Origin of the sequence: Rhizobium sp. TH135, assembly GCF_002855515.1 — a bacterium.
Taxonomy (GTDB): Bacteria; Pseudomonadota; Alphaproteobacteria; order Rhizobiales; family Rhizobiaceae; genus Allorhizobium.
The window spans coordinates 99,332-122,744 of sequence record NZ_PKRP01000005.1 but is presented as its reverse complement, the minus strand read 5'-3'; the positions used below and the strand labels follow the sequence as shown (position 1 = coordinate 122,744).

The following is a 23,413-nucleotide window of genomic DNA, read 5'->3' as shown; positions in this document are numbered from 1 at the left end:
GTCAGTATTCCTTCTCGTAGAAAATGCCGCCACCGGCGCCGGATCCGCCGGCCTCACCCTTCAGCTTCAAGCCTCGCCCGATGTCGAGATTGATCACCGCCTTGGCACCGCCGCTGCCGCTCTGCTGCAGTTCGATGTAGGTGCGGTCGTTCAGATACTTGCCGGCGCTGATGCTCGTGCCGCCGGTCTCATCCGTGGATATGTCGAGATCGTCAATGCCGAGCGTGCTGCGCAGCGACTGGAAAAGTGAGGTGCCGCGCCCACCGGCGAGCTGGGCTGCAGCATCGGCAAGCTGTGCGATCTGCAGGGGCGAGAGCCGCGACAATGATTGTCCAAAGATCAGCTGGGCCAGGATCTCGTCCTGCGGCAGGGACGGTGTCGAGCTGAAGCTCACCTGGGGATTGCTGGCAAGTCCGGTGAGCAGAATGACGATGGTGGCATTACCCGAGGTCGTTGTCGCTTCGAGATCGAGAAGGGGCACGAGGTCGCCGCCGAAGGTGATCGTTGCACGCGTGATGTCGAGGCGCTTCGTCAGGATCTGCATGCGGCCGCGCCGCAGTTCGAAGGCGCCGGAGACCACAGGTGCTGCTGCCGAGCCGGTCAACGAGATCGTCCCGCCAAGCTCGGCATCAATGCCGCGTCCCCGCACGAAGGTCTGGGTGGGGGAGGAAATGGTGAGGTCCAAGGCAATCGGCGCGCTGGACGAGCGGCCTTCCGCCGGTTGCTGCTCGCGTTGCTGACGCTGAACCGCAGCCGGTGCATTGCGATGCTCGATATCCAGCGCCTGCAGGCTTGCCGGGCGGCTCTCGGACAGAGTGATCGAGGTGCGCGACAGGTTGATCGCGCCGGCAAGCGTCGGTCCGTTCAACAGCTGCCCCGTAAGGGTCAGCCTGCCATCCGCCGTGCTGGTCACGGTGTTGCCGTCGACATAGACGGCCTGGTCAAGGTTGATCGTCAGGTCGGCCGGCAGGCCGGGGCTTGCGATATCGATGCTGCCGCTTGCCGAGACACGACCGCCGGTCGCGAGGTTCCCGGTCAGGCTGCCAATCTCAGCCCGGGTGCCGGTGAGGTTCACCGTCGTCGCGATCTGCTCGATTGCAAGGTTACGCCTGACGTCGACAATCCGGGCGCCGCTGGTCGACACCGTGCCGGTGATCCGGGGCTCTGCGCCGGTGCCGCCGATCGTCAGGTTGACGCTAGCATTGCCTTCGGCAACCAGGCCCTGGGCCGCGAGTTGGCCATTGGCGGCAGAGAGGGGGACCTCTCCCTGGACGCGGATATCGAGGCCCGGGCCGCTCTGAAGCGAGACATTGCCGCCTGCGGTGAGGCCGATGCCACCGCCGTTGATGCCGCTTTCCAGGGTGAGGGTCTGGTTTTCGAAACGACCATTGGCGGTGATCCCGAATGGGGCGAGACCGGCACTCCGCGTTTGCGTGATTGCGGCGCCCTGCCAGTCGAGCCGGTAGTCCGCCACCGGCGCCGACGGCGAGCCGCTGACCGTGACGGTGCCGGAGATGCTGCCTTCCGGGGAAAGTTGCGGAGCAAGGGTCGCCGCGAGGGAGGCTGGAAGAGCCTGGATATTTGCGGTTAGATCGAGTGTCTCACCGACGGTGCCGGACACGGCGACTCGGCCGGAGCCTGCTGAGATCACCGTGTCTGCGATGGAAACTTCTCCGTCGGCGATGCGAACCGAAGTCGGGTTTGCGAGGGCAAGCGCAATGCTACGCGGTGCCGCACGCAGCTCCTGTACGGCCACGGAGAGACCTTCCGGGTTCTGGCTGAGTGCTCCCCTGAGAACGACGGGCGCGTTGTCATACTGTCCCGAGAGGTCAAACTCTGTCTCGGAGCCCGCCCGGGTGAAATCGAGCGCCACGCTTTCCAGCCGATTTGCGCCCGAGGCCACGCTCGATGCGCGGATGGTGCCCTCTGCGGCAAGAGCCGACACATCCGTCACTCTCAGGTCGACGCGCGGCTCGCTGATGGCGAGATTGCCCTGCGTAGTGGCAGAGCCGGAGGCTTCGACGTCAGCCGACAGCCGCCCCTCCGTCGACTGGAGGGAGACATTTCCCTTTAGGTCGCCACCGATCGTCTGGCCAGCGAGTGCGGCAAGCAGGCTGATATCAGGAAAATCGAAGGACACATCCCCGGCCGGCAGGAAGTCCGGGCCCAGATTGAGCGCGCCGGTCAGGCGGTTCGGACCGATCGCGAGATCGATGGCATCGACGGTCGTTTTGCCCTCGGCGCTCACCACCTCGGCCTTGGCATCCAGCGGTTTCCCGTCAATCTGGCCGCTGACTGTCAGGTTGCCGCTGGGTGCCTGTCGATTGGCGACGCCGTCGACCAGAACGGTGAGATTCTCGATGCGATAACCGGCTGCCTGCCCTTCATCGACTGCGAGGTTGACCGTCGCCTCCAAAGCGTCGAGCGGACCCGATGCCGACAGATTGAAGGAGGCTGGCGCCTGGATACGCTCGACGAAGAGGCCGATATCGCGGAGTTGGCCCGTCAGATCGGTGGCCAGAATGCCGTCCTGATCCAGGGAGAGAGAACCTTCCGCCTGGGCAATGTCGCTCACGAGCACGATCTCGCGCAGCGCAATGGCGCGCGGCGCGACGAAATCGACACGGGCAGACAGATCTACCGGCCCCTGCAGGCGGCTCGACAGCGCTGGCGGCAAAAGGTCGGGGACCGCCTGAACGGCGAGCCTGCCGGAAAAACCGTTGCTGGCCAGCGTGTAGGTGCCGGATCCCTGCAGGTCGAGGCCATTGCTGTCAAAAACGAGCTGCTCGAAGGAAATGGCGTCGCTGGAGACGACGAGCGGTGCCGTAAGCGTCAGCGGGCCGCGGACATAAGGCCGGATTTCGGCATCGCGGATGTCAGTGCCCTGCACGGTGACGCCGAGGTTTACCGGGCCCTGCCGGTTGGCGAGGTCGAAACTGTCACTGTCGGCGGTCAGCGCGATGTCCGAGAATGTGCCCTGGGGAAGGCTGAGCTCTGCGAGGTCGGCACGCAGCGAGAGCGCTGCTGCCGGAGCCTGACCGTTGAGGGTCAGATCCAGGCTCCGCAGCTTCAGGCCGCCCGTGAAGTCCGGCGATTGCGATGTGATGCCGACGGGCTCGCCGGTCGCGCGAGCGGAGAGACGCAGGTCATTCTGGCCGTTTGGATCGTAGCGGCCGGCGGCCGTGACCTCCGCCGAGGCCGTCGTGAAGCGGCCCCTTTCGATCGCGACCGATCCGTCGGTGCCGAGTATCGTCGCCAGGTCGATTGCGGTGTCGCCCGCGAAGATGTCACGCAGCTCGGGCGGCAGGAGCCCCGAGAAGCGGCCGCCACCTGTTGCGGTCAGGGCGCGCGTACCATCTGCAGCGAGCTTGTGGGTCGCATCGACGGTGATCGTGCGCTCTCCATCCAGCGAGGCCATGATCTGGCCGGCCCAGTCGTCGAGCGGCCCATCACCGTCGACCTCGATCGCCAGTGCCGGCTGGCCCGGCAGTTGCAGCTGCTCGCCAAGAAGGCCTGCTGCGGGTTCCTGATAATCGAGATTGATGCGCAACTGGTTATCGTTGGGCGCATAAAGGAGATCGACAACAGCATTGTTGCCGGGTTCGTCCAGACGTGTCGCGGTCAGGCGGCTGGCAATGGTTTCGCTGACGATCTGCAGCGACCCTTGAGCTGACAATGGGAGTTCGCGCTCGATGAGCGCTTCACCAATGGCGATCGAGGGTAGGTCTATGGTCGCGATGTCGATTTCAACCGGCAGCGAGAACGGCTCTTCTGTCTCCGGTTGCGGTTCCGCCGAGGGCAGGGGCGCGCGGCTGACGGTCACTTGCCGGGCCGAGATGCGTTCTGCCGTGAAGCGCTTGCGGATCAGGTCCCGCGGCGTCCAGTCGAGTGCGAGGTCTTCGATCGAGGCGTAGACACCTTCGCTGTCGGCGACCGTAATCCGCTCCACGGAGAACTGGCTGCTCAGGAGCGGGCCTGTGCCGGAGAGGGTGATCTGTCTGTTGTCTGTCGAGACAAGGGCCGCGATCCGGTCGGCCAGAAACTGGCTCCCCGTTCGGGATAAACCGCCGACCAGGATCACGACGACGAACAGCGCGATCATCGCGGCCACGAGGCCGCCCATGAGCCGGATCGTCCAGGTCAGGATGCGCTTCAACCAGATCATGCTTACTGTCGTCCTGTCTTGCTCGGTCAGAAACTCTGACCAATGCCGGCATAGATGGCATAACGGCTGCCGCCATCGTAAGGATCCAGCGGAACTGCCACATCCAGCCTCAAGGGGCCGAACGGGGTCATGTAACGCAGCCCGAAACCCGCCCCCATCTTGATGTCATTGAAATCGGGCACGGTGTTGTCCGCGACCGTGCCGATATCGAGAAAGGGCACGATGCCGATCGTTTCCGTCACGTTGATGCGTGCTTCCAGATTGGCCGTCACATAGGACCGGCCACCGGTGCCTTCATCTGCGGCGTTGTACGGCGTGATCTCCTGGAAGGCATAACCGCGCACCGATCCACCGCCGCCGGAGAAGAAACGCCGGGTGGCGGGGATGGCCGAGAGATCGCCGCCGCCGACCAGGGATCCGGCGCTTAGGCGACCGGCGAGCACGAAACGATCCTCCTCGCCAAACCCGAGATAGGCCGAGATCGAGCCTTCGAGCGATGTGAAGAAGGTCTGGCCGAAGAAGTCGTAGCTCGGCGTCAGCGTCACGGTGCCGTAGTGGCCTTCGGTTGCGTTCAGCCGGTTGTCGCGGGTGTCCCTAACATAGCCCATCGGCAAGCCGAAGGTCAGGTACTCATTGTCGTCGCCGAAGGCATCGTCGATACTGTCATAGGCGAGCGAAACGCCTGCGTTGACGGTGTCGAAATCGGTCAGTTCATAGGCGTAGGAGACCTTACCCGTCACCGTAGCGGCATCGTAATAATCGGTCTCGAGCGTGCTGCCCTTGATGCTGGCCTCGAGCGTTCCCGAGGGGACGAAGGCGCCCGGCTTTATGAAGGTGATGCCGGCCGTGTAGTCGAGCGACGAGACGTCGCTGACATTCTCGAGTTCGCCCAACCCGCGCACCGATCCTTCGATCCGCAGCGATTCCGCCTGGCCGAAGAGATTGCGATGACCCCAATAGCCTTCGATGCCGCCACCATCGACGGATGAATAGCTGGCGCCCACGCCGAAATAGCGATGCTTTCCTTCCGACACCACGATGCCGATGGGCAAGGATCCGTCCGCTTCCAGACCCTCAGCCTCATTGACCGTGACCGACGAGAAGACGCCGAGCGTGCGCAGACGTTCTCCGGCTTTGCGCAATTGCTCGGGTGAATAGGTCTGGCCGGGACGGAGGCGCGAGTAATAGGCGATGAAGTCGGAGTTTACGGATCGAGCACCCTTTACGGTGACGGCGCCGAGAGGAGCGACCGGACCGGCCTCGACCGCGATCGTCAGGTCGATGGTCTGCGTCTCGTGATCGGCCACCACGTCGCGGCGCGTCACCTCGGTCAGGGGGCGGCCTTCTTCCTTGAGCTTGAGGGCCATGGCCTCGGCAGCCTTCAAGATCGTCAGAGAACCTGCTTTCTCTCCGCGCACCAGATCGAACTCGGCAGGATCGAGGCGTGCGGCATCTCCTTCTAGGCGGACTTCGCCCAGGGTGAATGTCGCTCCGGGCTGGATCGTGATCGATACGGGCACAGGCCGTGACCGGTCGAAGCTTGGATTGGGGGGAAGGCTGTCGATGTCCTGGCCATCGATCGTGACCGAGACCACGCCGCCATAAAGGGCGTTCTCATAGAGTGTCGCAATCAGGCGATCGCGGTCGTCGCGGGCCTTGATGACGAGGCCGAGGTCGCCCGATACGGGATCGTCTTCCTCCGCCAGCAGCAGCGAAGTCCGCTCCAGCGATTTCCGGAGCGCACGGTCGGCCTCTCCGGTGTCGAGTGTGATTGTGTAATCCAGCGGGTCGATCACGTCGCGCCCCGCCTCATCGCTGCCGAAAAGACGAATCCCGAAGATCTCGAATGCGGCTGCTTCCGTGGCCACAGCTGGCAGAAGGGGACTGGCGACGGACAATACGAGCCCTAGCCGTAACGCAAGACTATACTTCGGCAATGTCCATCCACTCGGTCTACGCATGTCGCTTTCATCGCGATCTGTCAGGCGTGCCCCACCCACCGGACAACTTAGGCGTAAATGCGCCCTAACGCATACCCCCTTTTTGAGCAGTTACGAAAAAAGGCGGGGAGTGTGATCTCCCCGCCCTGTTTCGATTGCGACGGGCGGCCTTAGTAGCCGCGCGGGCAGGCGTCGATGTAACGGTTGCCGTAGCGGTCGCGGTAGTAGCACTGACCGGGCTGCTCCGAAACATTGCCGATGACTGCGCCTGCAACGCCACCGATTGCTGCGCCGACTGCAGCGCCCCGGACGTTGCCTGTGGCAATGCCACCGATGATCGCGCCGGAGGCAGCGCCGATACCTGCGCCGCGTTCGGTCTGGGTGCAGCCTGCGACCGTGAGGCCGACCAGCATCAGCACAAGAGCTTTCTTCATCTTCATCTCTCCAAGTTCCACGCGTCCGGGCGAGCCGGTCTTGTTTTTGACTGCATGCCCCGCCGCTCGAGCTCTCCCCCGGGCGGCTTCAGGCTTCCTTGAGCATAACCTTGACCAAGGGAAAGTCCATGGTCGTGGCTCACACCCTCGCGGGTGGTTCCATTGCATGAGGCATCGAAGATGAACCCAGGATTTACAGGCGGTTTGATGCTGCAATGCGGCACAGAATTTTTCGTTTGCGACCTTCTGGACAGTTGCACATGTCACACAAAACTCACACCATGCGTCTCGTGTCCGGGAGAGACACGAGGAGGAACAACATGGCTAAAGTGACACTGACGGTGAATGGCCGGACAGTGAGCGGAGAGTGCGAGGATCGCACCCTGCTCGTGCATTTCATTCGCGAAAAACTTGGTCTGACGGGAACGCATGTGGGTTGCGATACCACGCAATGCGGAACCTGCGTCGTGCATATGGACGGCAAGTCGATCAAGAGCTGTTCGATCCTGGCCGTCCAGGCTTCGGGATCGTCGATCACGACGATCGAGGGTCTGTCTTCCGGCGGCGAGCTGCATCCGGTGCAGGCGGCCTTCAAGGAACATCACGGCCTGCAATGCGGCTTCTGTACGCCCGGCATGGTGATGACGGCGCTCGATATGATCTGTCGTCACAACGGTGCGCTCGACGAAGCCACCGTCCGCCATGAGCTCGAAGGCAATATCTGTCGCTGCACGGGCTACCACAACATCGTCAAGGCCGTGCTTTCGGCCAATGAAGCGATGACCGCCGGCCGCCAGGCCGCCGAATAAGGACTTCGGCAGTTTTCGTCGCCGCGACCGAGACCTGACCAAGGCCTCTGTGATGCCGACTGCAATTGCCTCTGTCCGTCTGCCTGAAGTCCTGTTTCTCTGGAGGAGAAGACAATGGGTGTTGAAGGAATCGGCGCGCGTGTGGCGCGCAAGGAAGACAAGCGTTTTCTGACCGGCAAGGGCCGGTATACGGACGACATGGTCGTCCCGGGAATGAAATATGCCTATTTCGTCCGGTCGCCTTATGCACATGCCAAGATCAAGTCGATCGATGTCGCTGCCGCCAAGGCCATGCCTGGCGTGATCGATGTGCTCGACGGCAAGCAGCTTCTGGCCGACGGCATCGGCAACCTGATCTGCGGCTGGATGATCCATTCCAAGGACGGCACGCCGATGAAGATGGGCGCCTGGCGTCCGCTGGCACATGAAACGGTGCGCTACGTCGGTGACGCGGTCGCCATCGTCGTGGCCGACAGCATCGGCGAGGCACGTGATGCCTCGGAGGTTGTTTCGGTCGAGTATGAGGAACTGCCGGTCGTCACCGGCGCGGTTGATGCTCTGAAATCAGGCGCGCCGCAGCTTCATCCGGAAGCCCCCGGGAACCTGATCTTCGACTGGGAGATCGGTGACAGTGCCGCGGCCGATGCCGCGATCGCCAGTGCCGCCCATGTCACCGAGATCGACATCTTCAACAACCGTCTCTCGCCGAACCCGATGGAGCCGCGCGCGACGCTCGGCATCTACGACACGGCGGAAGACCACTTCACCTGCTACACGACCTCGCAGAATCCGCATGTCGCGCGTCTCGTCATGAGCGCCTTCTACAATGTGGCGCCCGAGCACAAGCTGCGCGTCATCGCGCCCGATGTGGGCGGTGGCTTCGGCTCGAAAATCTACATCTATCCGGAAGAGGTGGTCTGTCTCTGGGCCTCCAAGAAGACCGGCGTGCCGGTCAAGTGGACGTCGGACCGCACTGAAGCCTTCCTCACCGATGCGCATGGCCGCGACCATGTGTCGAAGGTGAAGATGGCCTTCGACAAGGACCACAAGATCATCGGTCTGAAGGTCGATACGATCGCCAATCTCGGCGCCTATATGTCGCTCTTCTCGTCTTCGGTTCCGACCTATCTCTATGCGACGCTGCTCTCGGGCCAGTATGCGATCCCGGCAATCCACGCGAATGTGAGGACCGTCTATACCAATACGGTGCCGGTCGATGCCTATCGTGGTGCCGGTCGTCCCGAGGCGACGTATCTCCTCGAACGGACCGTCGAAACCGCCGCTCGTGAACTCGGCATCTCGCCGGCGGAACTGCGCCGCAAGAACTTCGTACGCACCTTCCCGTACCAGACGCCTGTGATCATGTGTTACGACGCGGGCGACTACGACGCCTCGCTTGAAGCCGCCATGGGCGCTGCCGACTGGAACGGTTTCCCGGCTCGCAAGGCGGAAGCGGCACGGCGCGGCAAGCTGCGCGGCATCGGCATGAGCTGCTATATCGAGGCCTGCGGCATCGCACCGTCGGCTGCGGTCGGCTCGCTCGGTGCCGGTGTGGGTCTGTGGGAATCGGCTGAAGTCCGCGTCAATGCGGTCGGCACGGTCGAAGTGCTCACCGGCTCGCACAGCCATGGCCAGGGTCACGAAACCACCTTCGCCCAGCTCGTCTCGGAGCGCTTCGGCCTGCCGATCGACAATGTCTCCATCGTGCATGGCGACACCGACAAGGTGCAGATGGGCATGGGCACCTATGGCTCGCGCTCCGGTGCCGTCGGCATGTCGGCCATCGTCAAGGCGCTCGACAAGGTCGAGGCAAAGGCCAAGAAGATCGCGGCGCATCTGTTGGAAGCGGACGAGAGCGACATCGTCATCGAGAATGGGGAGTTGAAGGTCGCAGGCACCGACAAGACGCTGCCCTGGTTCCAGGTGGCCCTTGCTGCCTATACCGCGCACAACCTGCCGTCGGGCATGGAGCCGGGTCTGAAGGAAGGTGCCTTCTACGATCCCTCGAACTTCACCTTCCCGGCTGGCTGCTACATCGCGGAAGTCGAGGTCGATCCGGAAACCGGCAAGACCGAGATCGTGCAGTTCGTTGCGGCGGACGACTTCGGCAACATCATCAATCCGATGATCGTTGAGGGCCAGGTGCATGGCGGCATCGCGCAGGGGATCGGCCAGGCGCTGCTGGAAGCCGTTCATTACGATCCGCAGACGGGCCAGCTGCTCACGGCAAGCTACATGGATTACGCCATGCCGCGCGCCGACGACCTGCCGTCGTTCAACGTCTCGCACCAGAACACGCCATGCCCGGGCAATCCGCTCGGCATCAAGGGCTGTGGCGAGGCTGGAGCCATCGGATCGCCTCCGGCGCTGATGAACGCGATCACCGATGCGATCGGCAACAACGACCTCAACATGCCGGCGACGCCGCTTGCCGTCTGGAGCGCGCTCCAGGCCAATGCGACCCGCCAGGCCGCCGAATAAGGAAGGAGAGAACCATGCAGCTCTATTCCACCAGCTATCATCGCGCCTCATCGATCGAGGATGCCGGTAAACTTCTCTCCGGCGCCGAAGACGGCAAGTTCATCGCCGGCGGCCAGACCCTGATCGCGGCGCTCAAGCAGCGCCTCGCCCAGCCGTCTGACCTCGTTGATCTCAGGCATATCGCATCGATGAAGGGCATCACCGTCAATGGCCGTCAGGTCACCATCGGTGCAGCGGTCACCCATGCGGAGGTCGCCTCTTCGGCGGCCATCCGTGCAGTCTGCCCGGCGATCTGCCATCTCGCCTCGTTGATCGGCGATCCGCATGTGCGCCACATGGGCACAATCGGCGGTTCCGTCGCCAATGATGATCCGGCGGCCGACTACCCGTCAGCCGTGCTCGGCCTTGGGGCGACAGTCGTCACCAATTCCCGCGAGATTGCGGCTGACGATTTCTTCGTCGGACTGTTTGAGACGGCGCTCTCGGAGGACGAGATCATCACGGCGATCCGTTTCGACGCTCCGGAAAAGGCGGGATATGCCAAGTTCGCCAATCCGGCCTCGCGTTATGCGATGACCGGTGTCTTCGTCTCGAAGGGTTCAGGCGGCGTTCGTGTTGCTGTCACCGGTGCCGGATCGTCGGGCGTCTTCCGCCATGCCGGACTTGAAGCGGCCCTTTCGGCCGACTGGTCAGCGCAAGCTGTCGCAGGTGTCGAAATTGATTCGTCGGAGCTGATGTCGGACCTACATTGCACTGCAGAATATCGCGCAAATCTCATCCGCGTCATGGCGAAACGAGCTGTTCAGGCCTCCTGATCGCTCTGCTTTTCCTGCAAGAACGGAAAAAGGGCGGCTCCGGCCGTCCTTTTTCTCTAGGTTTGACGCAGATCAAGTTTGCTTCGGCACGATCCGTTAGTATTTATGTGCAAGCGTTCTAATGTTCGCGCCATTTGTCGCAGTTTAGAATGAATTTACAAAACCGGGGTTGACCCCGACGCCGTAGAGACACAAAAGAGTGTCGTAGACTGGAGTTTAGGCATGGATTTCGAGGCGTTTTTCAAGGATCAGCTCGCGGGGCTTCACGAGGAAGGCCGGTACCGCGTCTTCGCTGATTTGGAACGCCAGCGCGGCAATTTCCCGCGCGCGACCCGCTACACCGAAAACGGCACCCAGGAGGTGACCGTCTGGTGCTCCAACGACTATCTCGGCATGGGCCAGAACGCGCTCGTCATCGACGCCATGAAACAGGCCATCGATGACTGTGGCGCGGGTGCGGGAGGCACCCGGAATATCTCTGGCACCAATCACTACCACGTTCTTCTCGAGCGCGAACTGGCCGATCTGCACGGCAAGGAATCGGCGCTGATCTTCACCTCTGGCTATGTCTCGAACTGGGCGGCGCTCGGCACGCTCGGCGCCAAGATCCCGGGCCTGATCATCTTCTCGGATGCGCTCAACCACGCCTCCATGATCGAAGGCATCCGCCACTCCAAGGCCGAGCGCGTCATCTGGAAGCACAACGACGTCAAGGATCTGGAAGCCAAGCTTGCCGCTGCCGATCCGCGTGCGCCGAAGATGATCGCGTTCGAATCCGTCTATTCGATGGATGGCGACATCGCCCCGATCAAGGAAATCTGCGATCTCGCCGACAAGTATGGCGCGATGACCTATCTGGACGAAGTCCATGCGGTCGGCATGTACGGCGCCCATGGTGGCGGTATCGCCGAGCGGGAAGGCCTGATGGATCGCCTGACGATCATCGAAGGCACGCTGGGCAAGGCCTTCGGCGTCATGGGTGGCTATATCGCCGCCTCGACCGCTCTGTGTGATTTCGTCCGCTCGTTTGCCTCGGGCTTTATCTTTACGACTGCGCTGCCGCCGGCGCTCGCCGCCGGTGCCGTCGCCTCGATCCGCCATCTCAAGACCAGCCAAGTCGAGCGCTTTGCCCATCAGGAGCGCGTGCGCCGTCTGCGCTTCATGCTCGACAAGGCCGGCATTCCGCATGTGCAGAACCCGAGCCATATCGTGCCGGTGCTCGTCGGCGACGCTGCCAAGTGCAAGTGGATCTCCGACCTGCTGCTCGACAACTGTTCCATCTATGTGCAGCCGATCAACTATCCGACGGTCCCGAAAAAGACCGAGCGGCTGCGCATCACGCCCACGCCGCTGCATTCCGATGCCGATCTTGAGCATCTGGTCGGCTCGCTGCACCAGCTCTGGTCGCGCTGCGCGCTCGCCCGCGCGGTGGCTTGATCGGGCCATAACAGACCTTCATAAAGATGCGGGTTCCGGAAACGGAGCCCGCGTTTTTCTTTGGGAGGTTTCGAGAACGTGAGTATTGCCGCACGCGTGAATGCCCTGGTCGACAGGGTGATCGAGGGAGAACGCATCACAGGCGCCGTGGTGCTGGTGTATCAGGATGGCGAACCGATCCTCGAAAAGACAGCGGGTTTCGCCGATCGCGAAGCCGGGTTGCCTGTCCGTATCGATACGATCTTCCGCTATGCCTCCGTCACCAAGCCGATCGTTGCGGTCACGGCCCTTGCGATGATCGAGAAGGGGCTGCTCAAGCTCGACGATCGCGTCTCGCAATACCTGCCCTGGTTCAGACCGAAGGCGCCTAATGGGCGCGAAGGCGCGATCACCATCCGCCATCTCCTCACCCACACATCCGGTCTGCTCTACGATCCGGCCCTGGAGCTTCTGCCCGAGGGGCAGCGCATGACGCTCGGCCTCGGCAATACGGATCTCAGCCTCGAAGACAATTTCAGCCGCCACAACGCCATCCCGCTCGCCTTCGAGCCTGGCAGTCGCTGGGCCTACTCCTTTGCCACGGACATTCTCGGCGGTGTCCTTGCTGCCCTGCATGCAGGGACGCTTGAAGATGCCGTCATCCATTATGTCACCGGCCCGCTTGGCATGGCCGATGCGCGCTTTCATGTGACGGATCCCGCGCGCCTCGCGGTTGCCTATGCCGACCATCCGGGTCGACCCGTTCGTATGCCGGACCCCTGGGTGAGCGGCGACGAGGATAACTGGCGGACTGTCTTTTCACCGGGCCGCATCTTCAATCCTAGAGCCTTCCAGTCGGGCGGGGCGGGGATGGCGGGCACGGGGCAGGACGTGATGCGTCTGCTGGAAATGTTGCGGACCGGTGGCGGCAGTCTGCTCTCGCCCGAAATCGCGCATGCCGCACTCTCCAACCAGATCGCAGACCTCGAGGGCGAGCGAGGCTATCGCTTCACCTTTGTCGGCGGGCTGGTTACAGACCCGGTCGCAGCGGGAACCGCCTTGCCGAAAGGTGTCATCCAGTGGGGTGGCGTCTACGGCAATACATGGTTCATCGATCCGGCGGAGAAGCTCACCGTCGTCAGTCTCACCAACAATGCGCTCGAAGGCTGCAACGGCGCATATCCGGAGATGCTCCGTGCCGCCGTCTACGATCGGTGAGCCACTGCTTCTCTGGCGGCAATAACCTCTGCCGCCTTGCGCCTCGCCTCGCGATCGGCGGTGAAGACGTCGTCGATCGTGTCTGCCGGCACGCCTTCGATCATCGCGTCCATCACCGTCTCCACCACGTCGGCCATGTCGAGGAAGCGGATCTTGTCCTCGACGAAGGCGTTGAAGGCGGTTTCTTCGGCGGCGTTCAGGATGGCGCCCTGCAGGCCACCACGTTCGAGTGCGGTGCGGGCGAGCCGTATGGCCGGGAACCTAGTCTCGTCCGGGGCTTCGAAATCGAGCCTTGCGAGCTTGGCAAAATCGAGCCGGTCGACATTGAGTGCCGGGCGCTTGGGATAGGTCAGCGCGTAGCCGATCGCCGTGCGCATGTCCGGCACGCCGAGCTGGGCGATGACGGAGCCGTCGGTGTACCCGACCATCGAATGAATGATCGACTGGGGATGAACGACGACCTCGATCTGGTCGGGGCGCACATCGAAGAGGTGCTTGGCCTCGATCATCTCCAGCGCCTTGTTGAACATCGATGCGCTGCCGACGGAGATCTTCAACCCCATCGACCAGTTGGGATGGGTGCGCGCCGTCTGCACGGTGACATTCGCCATCTGCACGCGGCTATGGGTGCGAAAGGGGCCACCGGAGGCCGTCAGCACGATGCGCTCCAGCGCGTGACGCTGGTCCTGCTCCAGGCACTGGAAGATGGCCGAATGTTCGCTGTCGACAGGGATCAGGCGTCCGCCACCGTTCTTGACCGCATCTACGAACAGGTGGCCGGCGGAGACGAGGCATTCCTTGTTGGCAAGCGCGATATCGGCCCCGCGTGCGGCAGCCTTGAGGGTCGGGGGTAAGCCTGCCGTGCCGACGATCGCGGCCATGACCCAGCCGGCATCCATATCGGCTGCCTCATCCAGTCCGCTTGTGCCGGCGGCAACGTCGATGCCTGATCCTGACAGAAGGTCCTTCAGCGCCATGTACTGGCTCTCGTCGGCGGTGACGGCGAGTTTGGCACCGGTGCGGCGCGCCTGTTCGGCGAGCAGATCAAGATTGCCATTGCCGGTGAGCGCCATGACCTCGAAGGCGTCGCGGCCACCAAGCTGCTCGATGACATCGAGCGTGTTGACGCCGATCGAGCCGGTCGAGCCGAGGACTGAGAGGCGGCGGGGCCGGGCGTTGTCGATCATGCTGCTTACGTCCGATTGCTTCATGCTCAGAAGGCTCTACAAGGGAAAGGGAAGAGCAGCAAGAGAGGCCGATTTCGACCTCGCACCAGCGCCTCGGGATTCTGACCATGCCGGACTTTCTGCAGCCGACACGATTGCGTGAGAGCCTGCCCGTCCTGCTTGCCGGGCTCGCCCTTCTCTGTCTCGTCGGTGGCGGACTTCTCTACATTGCCGAGTATCCTCAGCTCGCCGCCAAGGCCTGGTTCATTGGTGGTGCCGCCGTGCTTGTGGTGCTTGTCATCGATATCCTGCGCGCCCTGCTCAATGGTCGCATGGGCGTCGACGCGATTGCCGCTCTGTCGATCGGGGTGGGTCTCGCGCTCGACGAAAACCTGGCGGCCGCGATTGTTGCGGTCATGTATGCCGGCGGACAACTGCTCGAGAGCTTTGCCGAGGGCCGCGCCCGGCGGGACATGACGGCACTGCTCGGTCGTGTCTCGCGCACGGCCATGCTCTATCGCGGCACGTCTCTGGAAAGTGTATCCATCGAGGCGCTGAAGCCGCAGGACCGCATCCTGGTGCGCAAGGGTGAGGTCGTGCCGGTCGATGGCCGGCTGCTTGCCGCCACCGCCGTGCTCGACCTCTCGGCGCTGACGGGCGAATCGCTTCCCGTTCCCATCGCAATCGGTGCCGAGGTGCCAAGCGGTGCGACCGTACTGGGCGACGCCTTTGATCTGCTGGTCTTGCGCGAATCCAAAGAGAGCACCTATGCCGGCATCGTGCGCCTCGTCGAACAGGCGCAGGCCAGCCGCGCGCCCATGGCGCGACTTGCAGACCGGTATGCGCTGGTCTTCCTCGGCATCACGCTGCTGCTTGCCGGTGGCGCATGGTGGTGGAGCGGCGAGGCGACGCGCGCTTTGGCCGTGCTCGTCGTTGCCACGCCCTGTCCGCTGATCCTCGCTGTTCCCGTTGCCGTCATCGCCGGCATGTCGCGGGCAGCCTCCCACGGTGTCCTCGTCAAGACAGCCGGTGCGCTGGAGGCTCTGGCAGCCGTGACCACCGTCGTGGTCGACAAGACTGGCACGGTCACCTCGGCAAGGCCGGAAGTGAGCGATGTCCGAGCCGAAGCCGGCTTCACCGCGGATGACGTCCTTGCACTCGCCGCCTCGCTCGACCAGGCCTCCAGCCATGTGGCGGCAGAAGCGCTGGTGCGGGCCGCAACAGCGCGTGGGCTGACTTTGACCCTCCCGCAAAGCGTGGTCGAGGATCCCGGTCGTGGATTGTCCGGCCGTGTCGGTGATCGCCAGATTGTGCTCGGCGGCAGCGGATATGTGCTGACCAAGCTTTCGGATGGCTCAGCTTTTACCCGCGCTGGCGTCGACAGCGGCACTGCCGTCGTCGCCGTCGGGATCGACGGGCATGCGGCCGGCCTTATCCTGCTCTCCGATCCCATCCGCACCGATGCAGGCGCCACGATTGCCGCCTTTCGGGCAGGAGGTGTCCGCCGGATCGTGATGGCGTCCGGCGATCGGACTGATGTTGCGGAGAAAGCCTCGTCAACGCTTGCGCTCGACGCTGTCGCCGGTGACCTCACGCCCGAGGGTAAGGTTGACCTGATCCGTCAGGAGAAATTGGGGGGCGTGGTGATGATGGTAGGCGACGGCGTCAATGACGCTCCGGCCCTGGCTCTTGCCGATGTCGGTGTGGCGATCGGTGCGCGGGGGTCTGCGGCTTCTTCCGAAGCCGCCGATGTGGTGCTGCTCGCCGACGATCTGTCGCGCCTGCCGCTCGCCTGCGGGATCGCGAGGCGTTCGCGCAAAATTGCCCGGCAAAGTGCGGTTGCCGGGCTGGTGTTGTCGGGCGGTGCCATGGTGCTTGCAGCGCTGGGCTATCTCGCGCCGGTGCAGGGTGCGCTGTTGCAGGAGGTGATCGACGTTGCCGTCATCCTCAATGCCTTGCGCGCCCTTCGCGGCTGAGGCCAGCGTCAGGCCTGCGTCAGAACGCTGCCTTCGCCTGATATGCGGATGCGCAAGTTGTTCTGCACATGGGTGACGCCACTGGCATTTTCGACGCAGTCCTCTGCCCGGCGCTTCTCAAAGCGATCGGTAACGTGACCCGACAAGGTCACCTCCGCGTCCTTCACCGTCACCTCAATATCGGAGGCATCCACCGAGGGATCGTCGGCCAGACGGTCGTTGACGTCTTCCAGAATGCGCGCATCAGTTCTGCGATAGCCGCGCGGCCCCTTGCCTCGATGATTGTCCATCTCGCGGCGGCGGCTTGCGTCTTTGTCGCCGAACCAGGATGCGACCTCGTCGCCGGCGCGTTCCATAAAGCCACGATCGTCCTCGGGTTCCCGGTTCGCCGAGCCGTAGCCTCCGCGATAGGACGGGTTGTCGGAAGGGTAATTGCCCCGCCCGCTGCCACGGACCTGGCGACGGCTGTCGTCACCGTAGCCCCGGTCGCTCGGCCCGCCTTGATACCCACGGTCCTCGTTGCTCCAGTCTGCCTGTCCCATGCGGGGATAGTGAGAGCCGCTAGCACCATAACCGCCATCCATGCCGAGTTCTCGCGAGCGCGCTCCGTCATAGCGATCGGCATCCGGCCGGTTCTCGCCATAGCCGCGCACATATCCGCTGTCGCCGGGGCCATAATTCCCGGATGGGCCACGTCGGGCGTTGCGGTTTCGGCCGTTCTCGGCATCCCAATTGTCGTTGCGATTGACCATTGTGTCCTCCTTCGGATTGGGGAAGCGACGCCTTGCGCCACCTGCAAAACTAACCCTCCGGATGCCGGGATCGTTCCAACGGTCCCGGGAAAAGCCCTCCGGAACAAAGCGCCATCGGGCCGGTTTTGCTGTCGCCAGAACCGAAACCGAGGAGATATCGACAATGGCTACCAAGACACTCGAAGACCTGTTCCACGAGACACTCAAGGACATCTACTACGCCGAACGGAAGATCCTGAAGGCGCTGCCGAAAATGGCGCGCGGTGCACAGGACGAGAAGCTGAAGGCCGCCTTCCTGCAGCACAAGGAAGAGACCGAAGGCCAGGTCGAGCGCCTGCAGCAGGTGTTCGAGATCATCGGCAAGCGGCCGCGCGCCAAGACCTGTCCTGCAATCGACGGCATCGTCGAGGAAGGCGAGGAGATCATGGAAGAATTCAAGGGCTCGCCCGCTCTCGATGCCGGTCTCCTGGCGGCCGCGCAGGCCGTCGAACATTACGAGATCAGCCGCTACGGCACGCTGCGCGCCTGGGCTCTGCAACTGGGCTATACCGATGCCGTGAAGCTGCTCGAGGAGACGCTTGCAGAGGAATCCAAGACCGATGAAGCGCTGACGAAGCTCGCGGAAAAGGCTGTCAACGCTGCGGGCCAGAAGAAAGCCGCCTGACATCCATCAGCGGTTGCGTTGAAAGGGCCGGTCTCGCCGGCCCTTTTTCGTGTGCGCTCGGTGTCGAGCCTTAAGGCTTGTCCGCAGCCGGTGCATCCTTCAAAAATGCCATCAACCGGTTTTCGTCGGCGCGCAACAGCGAACGTGCAGGGGCGGTGAGCACCCTTTCACGCGCCATTTCCAGGTCTGTCTCCTTGTCGGCCAGCGCCAGAATGGCGGGGTGCACGTAGCTGGTGCGGCAGATGGTCGGCGTGTTGTGCAGTCTGTCCGAGGCGACCTCGCACATCTGGCGAATGGTCGGACGCTCCCCGCCTTCCATCCTGCGCCAGGCCTCGCCAAAGGCTGCGACGCTGCCGCCCCAGGTGCGGAAGGTCTTGGCAGACAGCTTCAATCGGGTGATCTCGGCTAGGTAAGTGTTCAGCCGGCCTGAATCCACCCTGTGGAGCTGTCCCTGCTCGTCACGCCAGGAAAACAGGTCGCGGCCGGGCAAGTCGGCAATTTCTTCGAGGATCTTCTGAAGCCGCGGGTGACGCAGCTTTCGGCGCACGCGCTTGCCACCCTTTGCAATGAAACTCAGGCGAATACCGTCCGGCTCGAATGTCAGGTGGCGCTTCTGCAGGGTCGTTGCACCATAGGTGCGGTTCTCTTCGGCATAGGCGCGGTTACCGACGCGCATATAGGTGACGTCCAGCAGGCTGATGAGCGCCGAGAGGAGGAAGTAGCTCTCTTCCTGGTGTTCGGCGAGATCGCGCGCCACCCGTCGGCGGATGGAGGGCAGCGCTTCACCGAAGGCGATGAGGTCGTCGAACTTCCTCTCGCTGCGCCAGGCGGCCCAATCTGCATGGTAGCGGTATTGCTTGCGTCCCCTTGCATCGTAACCCGTCGCTTGCAGATGGCTGCGAGGATCGAGGCTGATCCAGACCCGTTCATAGGCCGGCGGAAGGCCGAGCTTGCGGATACGGGCAAGCACCTCGGGTGCTGCGATCGAGGTGCCGTCGCTCAAATGGTAGGAAAAACCCTTGCCTCTGCGGCGCCGGGTCAGGCCTGGCTCGGCATCCGTGCCGTAAACGAGGCCGATCTCGGAGAGCTCCGCGGCATCGTCCGTGGATGGCGCCGGTCCGTCGGTCGCCATATTCTCTTCATCGGCTGTTTTCATCCGACGGGGCTGTCCGTTCCCATCTCGCCAAGCTCCCGGCGCAATTGCTGGCGAGCGCGGCTGAGCCGGCTTTTCACCGTGCCCACGGCGCAGCCGCAGATCTCGGCTGCGTCCTCATAGCGTTCGCCCAGCATGACGATCAGCACCAGCATTTCCCGGTGATGTTCCGGCAGACGGTTCAAGGCACGGCGCACCTCTTCCGCCTGCACTGACCATTCCTGGCTGGCCTCGGTGGTCAACTTGGCCGTCACGGCCTCAGGCAGGCCCACCGTCTCGCGGCTGCTTTTCTTGAAGCGGGTGCAAAACGTGTTGCGCATGATGGTGAAGAGCCAGGATTTCAGCCGGGTACCTGGCTCGAATTTGTCGAGGTTTGCCAGCGCCTTGGTCAGCGTTTCCTGGACGAGGTCGTCCGCTTCCTCCGGTCGCTGACAGAAGGTACGCGCGAATGCACGCAGTGCCGGAATTAACTCGACAACTTCAGATCGTGCGGCTAGCTCGGCTGTAGGGGTCGTCAAGGTCGCCATCCTCCGATGTCTGTGGCACCAGGCACAATGACGCGAAAACGCCTGTCCTTCGGCTTGGTTCCTGAAAATGTGAGCGGTTGGCAAATGTCGCGTGACATGGTCAGCTGCGGCTTACAAACTTGCTGAACCGACTAAGTTCTCCGTCTGCGGTCTTGTCCTGATGAAGGAAGGCAAGGTCGCTTTTCTCGAAAATCTGGAAGAACGCCTCCCAGTCGATCGGCTCGAGCGCTTCTTCCGGGTCGCCAAAGTCGATGCGCAGAATGCCGCCGTCACCGCTGTCTCGAACCCGTGAAGGGGTGCCCTTCCGGTCCTTGATCCAGCGGCGTATCTCGTCGTGGTCGGTTGTCTGGCTTGCGCTGCTCATCGTTGCCTCTCGCTCCCGTTTCCTCCCTCAGAACCCTTCGAATGAACGCCTTCCCCGATCCGAGGTTCCCGCTGTGCCGCCGCTTTTTCAAATGGAACCATGGATGGAATGGCGGGTTACTTGGCAGACCCAAGTCCGAGTAAAGAAAGACACATCATGACCCACGTGCAGAATGTCGACGGCCAGGGCCAGTTGCTGATCGGAGAACGTCTCTCACCGATGACTTACCATGTCGCCGTCGAGCGGCGGGGTCCGCGCTACCGCGCGACGGTGGAGATGCAAGCGCCGCGCGACTGGCTGATCCGGCAGGGATTTCAGACACGCGCAATCCTTGTCCTTGCCTCCGGAGACAGGATCGAGATGGAACATGACGGGCCGGTGGAGGTTTCGGACAGCATCAGCGTCGTGCTGCAGGCGGCGGCGCTCGATTATGGTGATCGAGACGCATTGGTCGCCGTATTTCCAGAGCTTGGTGAGGACATCGACTGACTGTCGAATAAGCTCATCCAAGTTTGTTTTGATCTGGTGTCCACCAATCGTCGTATCGAAAGTGAGACGCAAATCAGATCGCGAATGTTTGCAGGACGCATAAAGTCGGAGGCCTCAATGGAAGACACCAAACGCCCATCCATGGAGGCACGCCGTGACCGCACGGGCGGCATCGTGCGGGACAAGCTTGATGTCCTGATGGACGAGATGCGGCGAGAGGAGGTTCCGCCGCGATTGATCGAGCTGGCGGAAGAGTTGCAGTCCGCGATCGATGAAAAGCGATCGAGCACCGAGACCGGCTCCTGATCTCGATCCACACGGGTCATATTCAACATTCACCGATCAACAGCGCCAGGTTCGCTGTGTCTTAGCGGTATGCTCTAAAACTAGAGAAAGCTGCCATTGCTTGGGTCATAGCGCTTTCCATGGGCGATCCGTGCAAGCTCCACGAGTTCATCCTCATCACGGATGCCATTTTTGACCAGATACGTCACCAGATTTGCCGCGTTTTCCTGCAAGTGGGAGTCAGACGGTCTCTGGCCGTAAAGGCGCTTTACAGCGCGCTCAACGATGGCGTGTTCATCCTGGATTCTGCCGGGGGGGCTCGATGCCATGGCATTCCCTCCGTTCGAGGCCGACGATAAAAGAGTAAACACCCGTCGGCGTGGCATGGGAACATCATGCCGCATGGGGGCCTGAACGCAACCCTAGATTCGCAAGGGCGAAATCTCACTGTGGGTGAAGTGGTGATCCCGACGCGATTCGAACGCGTGACCCTCAGATTAGGAATGTGTGCCATTGGGATTGCTGACTCAACGTTCCTCGCAATCCGTTCCCCGGTGGTTTGCTGTGGAACGTTATACCGATCGGGACACCAGAGCCACGTATGCGACGTTGCCACCGGCATATGCGGATGACGCATGCAGGTTGCGAAAACGGATTGAGAGGGTGTCATTTGCTGACACCCTCGTGGACAGGACAGCGATGCTTGCCGGCGGCTGGATGTCGAAGCTGGCATGCCTGATAACAGCGCCGGTGACTGTGACAGTCGCATCAACTTCGACGCCGGCCGCCAGTGCCGCGATAGCTACGTTCCCGGCGAAGCGGAAGTGGTTCGTGATACGAGCGCCCGCCGGCCGGACCTTCGAAGAAGGTGCCTTCTTATCCGGTTTGGCCGGGTCGCTGACGTCACGCACATAGATCAAATCGCCGTCCGCGATTTCGTCGATCTCGTTTAGCTCAGCGATCTTTGTCATCGGTTCCTCAGGAGTGTGAAGCCAGAAAGAGCCAGAAAAGGACGATCAGCAGCGCAACAGCTGCGACACGCCCTTGCGGCTTCGCTGCCTTCGCTACATGCCGTGCTTTCAGCCTAGCCATTTTTTCCATCCTTCAGTTCGGCCCGCTTGATGCGGAACGCCTTTAGGATGATCTCAACGATGATCACCCCACCGATACCAAGGATGAAACCGCCGACACCGGCTGATTGTTCAACCGGAACGTCAACCTGTCCCAGCACCCAGCGGAAGATCGGAAGTCCGACTAGGGCCAGAAAGTAAGCTGTGACGGCGCCAACAAAGAGTCGGCGGATGCCTGACTTGATGCCGGTCCGTTCCATTGTAACCGAGACAGCGGATCCGGCTATGCCTGCAAGTGCTACCTCGGCTTTACCGCTCCAGAATCATTCCCAAATAGACATCCTGCCTCGCTACTTCTTCAGTCCGCGCAGGATCGTATTCCGGCCCATGTGGAAACCGGTGTAGATCGTGAAGATACCGAGGAAGGTCGCGACATTGAGGCCCATCACGATCTGGATGCCGGGCGTCAGAGACCAGAGGACGGCGTTCACGGTTGGGCGCAGGATGATGTACCAGGCGATGCAGACCAGAATCAGCACATCCCCGCCGGCCGCCACAGCCAGCCAAACGCGGTTTCCTTCTGCATCTCGGCAAGCATCAGCTTGTTAGCCTCGCGGTGCGACTCCAGAAGGGCGTCGATGAGCTGTGGGCTTTTAGCCTGGACGGACTTCACCGCTTCTTCGAGCTGGTGCTCTGCCAGATCCGGAAGCTTCTCGACTGGGACGCCGGCGCGCTCGGCAATAGCGTCGATGACGGCACCGCCGACCTGACTTGCAGCGCCGCCGAGGTGCTGCCTCGCTTGACGATGGGAGCGCCGACCTTGGCCGCGACGCCGACGAGGATTGAAGCGATGCCGGTCATGCCAGCACCTGTGCGTATGCTTCTTCGCGAGCCTTGGCCTGCTTCTTTTTGGCGATGGCCACCGCTGCAATGATCACCAGGGCGGCACACAGCGCGCCTAGGAGCCACATCGTCGAGCTGTCGAGCGTTGGATGCGTCGACGGTCGCCGGAGCGCCACCAGAGGCAGCAGAGCTCGTTCCGGTTGCTTTCGCGACCTTGTCGCTGGTCGCGACCGACTTCTTCGCCTCGCCTTGCTGTCTTCAACGATCGTCTTCACCGCCGCACCGGATGCGCCCATGGCCGTGACAGCCATCACAACACCCTTCGCCTCGATGTTGGCGACACGGCGGCCCCAGCCCTTGCCGAAGGTCTTCCAGATCTTGAGGGACTGCATGAAGGAGAGGCGGGCGCGGCAGATGGGCTTCACGATGACGCTATGGTCATTGGAGCCGGCAGACGGCTTCAGCCACTTGATGCTGCGCGAGACGCTCGAGTTGACGGCGACGTCATAGACGGCGAGATCGACGCCGGGGTACAGATCGAACGTCTCAGCCGTCGGGCGCCAGTACTGCTCGCGATAGATGAGCTTGGCCTCGGACAGGCTGATATTGCGGACCGGCTTCACCTTGAGCCCGCACCCCTTGAGCCAGGCTTGATACACGGCCTCGGTGATCCCATACATGGTCTTGCCGCCGGGACCGGCCTTGTGGTCGCTCCAGCGGCCCTCCCATTTGGCGGTGATCTCATGGCATATGGGGAAACGGTCTGACATCGCGAGCCTCTCTGGTTGAGGCCATCATCGGCGTTAGAGGCCGATGGCGCAAAGCACAGACACACTGCATCCGGCA

General features: G+C 62.5%; 23 protein-coding genes. 9 read left to right on the top strand and 14 right to left on the bottom strand.

The features are described from left to right. Position 1: 1 nt before the first annotated feature. From C0V73_RS15795 to C0V73_RS15785, 3 genes are all read right to left on the bottom strand, one after another. On the bottom strand, positions 2–4,165 hold the full coding sequence (locus C0V73_RS15795; RefSeq protein WP_102020962.1) for a translocation/assembly module TamB domain-containing protein: 4,164 nt from the start codon (positions 4,163–4,165) through the stop codon (positions 2–4). Positions 4,166–4,191: 26 nt separating this feature from the next. Continuing rightward, complete coding sequence (locus C0V73_RS15790) at positions 4,192–6,126, bottom strand: autotransporter assembly complex family protein (protein WP_102020961.1); 1,935 nt, start codon at positions 6,124–6,126, stop codon at positions 4,192–4,194. A gap of 149 nt (positions 6,127–6,275) precedes the next feature. Further along, positions 6,276–6,539, bottom strand: coding sequence for a glycine zipper domain-containing protein (locus C0V73_RS15785; RefSeq protein WP_102021253.1), 264 nt, complete (start codon positions 6,537–6,539; stop codon positions 6,276–6,278). 320 nt (positions 6,540–6,859) lie between these two features. Here C0V73_RS15785 and C0V73_RS15780 point away from each other — a divergent pair, with 320 nt between their 5' ends. The 5 genes from C0V73_RS15780 (at position 6,860) to C0V73_RS15760 (ending at position 13,278) form a co-directional block, all read left to right on the top strand. Continuing rightward, a complete protein-coding gene (locus tag C0V73_RS15780; protein ID WP_054149870.1) occupies positions 6,860–7,348 on the top strand; it encodes a (2Fe-2S)-binding protein in 489 nt (162 codons plus the stop codon). A 114-nt stretch (positions 7,349–7,462) separates the two neighbouring features. Beyond that, positions 7,463–9,829, top strand: a complete 2,367-nt coding sequence (locus tag C0V73_RS15775; protein ID WP_102020960.1) for a xanthine dehydrogenase family protein molybdopterin-binding subunit — start codon at positions 7,463–7,465, stop codon at positions 9,827–9,829. A 14-nt stretch (positions 9,830–9,843) separates the two neighbouring features. Next, complete coding sequence (locus C0V73_RS15770; RefSeq protein ID WP_102020959.1) at positions 9,844–10,644, top strand: xanthine dehydrogenase family protein subunit M; 801 nt, start codon at positions 9,844–9,846, stop codon at positions 10,642–10,644. A gap of 222 nt (positions 10,645–10,866) precedes the next feature. Then, complete coding sequence (hemA, locus tag C0V73_RS15765; RefSeq protein ID WP_102020958.1) at positions 10,867–12,081, top strand: 5-aminolevulinate synthase; 1,215 nt, start codon at positions 10,867–10,869, stop codon at positions 12,079–12,081. A 78-nt stretch (positions 12,082–12,159) separates the two neighbouring features. Continuing rightward, positions 12,160–13,278, top strand: coding sequence for a serine hydrolase domain-containing protein (locus tag C0V73_RS15760; protein ID WP_102021252.1), 1,119 nt, complete (start codon positions 12,160–12,162; stop codon positions 13,276–13,278). On the opposite strand, the gene dxr is transcribed toward C0V73_RS15760, so the two are convergent. After that, entirely contained in the window at positions 13,266–14,465 is a 1,200-nt protein-coding gene (gene dxr, locus C0V73_RS15755; protein ID WP_102020957.1) for a 1-deoxy-D-xylulose-5-phosphate reductoisomerase, read from the bottom strand. The two genes, C0V73_RS15760 and dxr, sit on opposite strands and share 13 nt — an antisense overlap. A 107-nt stretch (positions 14,466–14,572) precedes the next feature. Between dxr and C0V73_RS15750 the strand changes: the two genes are divergently transcribed. Beyond that, positions 14,573–16,420: a heavy metal translocating P-type ATPase gene (locus C0V73_RS15750; protein ID WP_102020956.1), complete on the top strand. Its 1,848-nt coding sequence runs from the start codon at positions 14,573–14,575 to the stop codon at positions 16,418–16,420. Positions 16,421–16,428: 8 nt separating this feature from the next. On the opposite strand, the gene C0V73_RS15745 is transcribed toward C0V73_RS15750, so the two are convergent. Continuing rightward, positions 16,429–17,172 (bottom strand): BON domain-containing protein, encoded by a 744-nt coding sequence (locus C0V73_RS15745; RefSeq protein ID WP_245407999.1) that lies wholly within the window; start codon positions 17,170–17,172, stop codon positions 16,429–16,431. 163 nt (positions 17,173–17,335) lie between these two features. Between C0V73_RS15745 and C0V73_RS15740 the strand changes: the two genes are divergently transcribed. Next, positions 17,336–17,836, top strand: a complete 501-nt coding sequence (locus tag C0V73_RS15740; protein WP_102020955.1) for a ferritin-like domain-containing protein — start codon at positions 17,336–17,338, stop codon at positions 17,834–17,836. Between the two features lie 70 nt (positions 17,837–17,906). Here the strand turns inward: C0V73_RS15740 and C0V73_RS15735 are convergent, their stop codons facing one another. From C0V73_RS15735 to C0V73_RS15725, 3 genes are all read right to left on the bottom strand, one after another. Beyond that, positions 17,907–18,992, bottom strand: a complete 1,086-nt coding sequence (locus C0V73_RS15735) for a DNA topoisomerase IB (protein ID WP_245407998.1) — start codon at positions 18,990–18,992, stop codon at positions 17,907–17,909. Next, positions 18,989–19,516 (bottom strand): sigma-70 family RNA polymerase sigma factor, encoded by a 528-nt coding sequence (locus tag C0V73_RS15730; RefSeq protein WP_102020954.1) that lies wholly within the window; start codon positions 19,514–19,516, stop codon positions 18,989–18,991. Before C0V73_RS15730 ends, C0V73_RS15735 begins: the two co-directional genes overlap by 4 nt. A 100-nt stretch (positions 19,517–19,616) precedes the next feature. Then, positions 19,617–19,880, bottom strand: coding sequence for a hypothetical protein (locus C0V73_RS15725; protein WP_102020953.1), 264 nt, complete (start codon positions 19,878–19,880; stop codon positions 19,617–19,619). A 156-nt stretch (positions 19,881–20,036) separates the two neighbouring features. On the opposite strand from C0V73_RS15725, the gene C0V73_RS15720 reads away from it, so the two are divergent. Both C0V73_RS15720 and C0V73_RS15715 read left to right on the top strand, forming a co-directional pair. Continuing rightward, positions 20,037–20,369 (top strand): hypothetical protein, encoded by a 333-nt coding sequence (locus tag C0V73_RS15720; protein ID WP_102020952.1) that lies wholly within the window; start codon positions 20,037–20,039, stop codon positions 20,367–20,369. Positions 20,370–20,486: 117 nt separating this feature from the next. Continuing rightward, positions 20,487–20,675: a hypothetical protein gene (locus C0V73_RS15715; protein WP_102020951.1), complete on the top strand. Its 189-nt coding sequence runs from the start codon at positions 20,487–20,489 to the stop codon at positions 20,673–20,675. A gap of 80 nt (positions 20,676–20,755) precedes the next feature. Here C0V73_RS15715 and C0V73_RS15710 read toward each other — a convergent pair whose 3' ends face one another. The 6 genes from C0V73_RS15710 to C0V73_RS15685 all read right to left on the bottom strand — a co-directional run bounded on the left by C0V73_RS15710 (position 20,756) and on the right by C0V73_RS15685 (position 23,337). After that, complete coding sequence (locus C0V73_RS15710; protein ID WP_102020950.1) at positions 20,756–20,983, bottom strand: hypothetical protein; 228 nt, start codon at positions 20,981–20,983, stop codon at positions 20,756–20,758. 243 nt (positions 20,984–21,226) lie between these two features. Further along, positions 21,227–21,625 carry a hypothetical protein gene (locus C0V73_RS15705; RefSeq protein ID WP_102020949.1) on the bottom strand — a complete coding sequence of 133 codons (399 nt, stop codon included), beginning with the start codon at positions 21,623–21,625 and terminating at the stop codon, positions 21,227–21,229. Between the two features lie 113 nt (positions 21,626–21,738). After that, a complete protein-coding gene (locus tag C0V73_RS15700) occupies positions 21,739–21,984 on the bottom strand; it encodes a hypothetical protein (protein WP_102020948.1) in 246 nt (81 codons plus the stop codon). Positions 21,985–22,074: 90 nt separating this feature from the next. After that, complete coding sequence (locus C0V73_RS15695; protein ID WP_143708349.1) at positions 22,075–22,263, bottom strand: hypothetical protein; 189 nt, start codon at positions 22,261–22,263, stop codon at positions 22,075–22,077. Between the two features lie 130 nt (positions 22,264–22,393). After that, positions 22,394–22,585 carry a hypothetical protein gene (locus tag C0V73_RS15690; RefSeq protein WP_102020946.1) on the bottom strand — a complete coding sequence of 64 codons (192 nt, stop codon included), beginning with the start codon at positions 22,583–22,585 and terminating at the stop codon, positions 22,394–22,396. Then, the gene (locus C0V73_RS15685; protein WP_102020945.1) at positions 22,582–23,337 is read right to left on the bottom strand and encodes a glycosyl hydrolase 108 family protein; all 756 of its coding nucleotides are present in this window, start codon (positions 23,335–23,337) and stop codon (positions 22,582–22,584) included. Before C0V73_RS15685 ends, C0V73_RS15690 begins: the two co-directional genes overlap by 4 nt. Between the last annotated feature and the right edge of the window lie 76 nt (positions 23,338–23,413).